Below are 1,968 nucleotides of genomic sequence, written 5' to 3' on the forward strand. Positions count from 1 at the left end.
GTTTTATAGATAGTGTTTCAGCTCTCATAAGCCTTGCTACTCCCATCCAGTTAAATAAACCTATAATTATAATTATATTTTGAATACCAGGTTTTAATACTGCATTTAAAATAAGTATTAGAAAAAATGATGGTATACTCATTAAAATATCTACTATTCTCATTATAATAGCGTCTACTCTACCTCCAAAGTAACCGCTAGTTATACCAACAATACTTCCTATAATGGTTGATACAAAAACAGATAATATACCTACAGATAAAGATGCTCTAGCTCCATGTAAGGCCCTTGCAAAATAATCTCTTCCCAAGTCATCTGTACCAAATAGGTGTTCTTTTGACGGAGGGCTTAGCGCATTCAATATATCAGTATCTATCCCATTTTGTGGATAAAGATCAGCAAGTATTGCTGCAAGTATAAGTATTATAATTGTAAAAACTGCTACCTTAAATGATAGGGTTGATTGCTTAAATTTTTGTCTAAAGCTTTTCATTAGTCTACCTCACTTATTCTAGGATCGACTATCATATATAAAATATCACTTATTAAATTGCCAGCGATAAGCAGTAAAGAAGATAGCATTGTAGTTGCCATTATTAATGAATAATCATATTTAAAAATGGCATTCATTCCAAGTTGTCCTAGTCCTGGCCAACCAAAGATACTCTCTGTTATAAAAGCTCCGGATATTAAACTTGGTAATCCCATACCAATAATTGTAATAATTGGCAGTAAAGAATTCTTTAGAATACTTTTAAAAAATAATTGCGATTTTGAATATCCTTGTGCTTTCTCTGTCATTACATAATCTTGATTAAGCTCACTGATAATCTTTGATCTGATATATCTAGAAATAGTTGCTGTATCAGATATAGATAAAGTAAGAACTGGCATTATAGAGTGTTTTATTAAATCAGATGTAGTATTGACACCAAGACTTCTCATACCTATAGATGGCAACCATCCAAGCTTTAAAGAAAATATTTGTATTAGTATCATTGCAAACCAAAAGCTAGGAATGGATATACCAATATAAGATAAAAATGTAAATATTTTATCAAAAGGTCCATTCCTATTCATGGCCGATAGTATACCTATTAAAGTCCCTAATATAAGGGATAATAATAAGGCCGATCCCATTAGACCTAGAGTTTGAGGTATCCTCTCTTTTATCTGATCTGCTACTGGTCTATGATTAGAAAATGAATATCCTAAATCGCCTTTTAAAACAGATTTGACCCATCTATTATATTGAACTATATAGCTATCATTTAGTCCCATGTCTTCCCTTATTTTTTCAATATCTTCCACAGTAGATTCTGGTGTAATTAAAGCTCTAACAGGATCTCCTGGAGCTACTCTTATTAAAAGAAATGATACAATAGAGATTGTCAAAATCATTGGGATGGTTTCAACAAGTCTTTTTAAAATCATTTTCAGCATAAATTCTCCTATAAAAATTAGTAGGTAACAAGCGTTACCTACTAATTACTTTACTTTTGTGTCACTTTATTAAAATATTCTAGCATATATATCGGTGCTGGTTCAGCTTCTTCTATATTTCCAAATTCGCTATTAACCGCAATTATTGATTTTACATTTGTAGTTGAATATTGTACTGCATCATCTACTAATGTTTGTTGGATTTTCTTGTAAATCTCTTCTCTTTTATTATCATTCATTTCAGATTTTGCTTCATCAAATAATTTATCAATTTCAGGGTTTGAATATCCACTGAAGTTTTCTGGAACATCAGTAACAAATATAGATCCATAACTATCTGGATTATCACCCATAACATATCCGTTTAAAGCCATTTCAAAATCATTATTAGATGGGTCTAGTAATTTTTCTATGAAGGTTGCTCTTTCCATTGGAAGAAGTTCTAAGTTTATTCCGACTTCTTTTAACATTTCTTGGATAAGAAGTGCTTCCTTTTCAGTATCTGGACTACCAGATGTATACATT

At 31.0% G+C, this 1,968-nt stretch carries 3 protein-coding genes; all 3 read right to left on the reverse strand.

Going from position 1 to position 1,968, the window contains the following annotated elements; translation table 11 throughout:
• Nucleotides 1-493: ABC transporter permease (locus tag AB9Q04_RS08140; protein WP_410024838.1), on the reverse strand; the 493-nt coding region annotated here is incomplete at its 3' end.
• Entirely contained in the window at nt 493-1,443 is a 951-nt protein-coding gene (locus AB9Q04_RS08145; RefSeq protein ID WP_410024839.1) for an ABC transporter permease, read from the reverse strand. The genes AB9Q04_RS08140 and AB9Q04_RS08145, both read right to left, overlap by 1 nt.
• A gap of 50 nt (nt 1,444-1,493) precedes the next feature.
• Nucleotides 1,494-1,968, reverse strand: a 475-nt coding sequence (locus AB9Q04_RS08150; RefSeq protein ID WP_410024840.1) for an ABC transporter substrate-binding protein, incomplete at its 5' end; no start/stop codon positions are given.

The organism is Anaerococcus groningensis, assembly GCF_046365465.1.
GTDB lineage: Bacteria > Bacillota > Clostridia > Tissierellales > Peptoniphilaceae > Anaerococcus > Anaerococcus groningensis.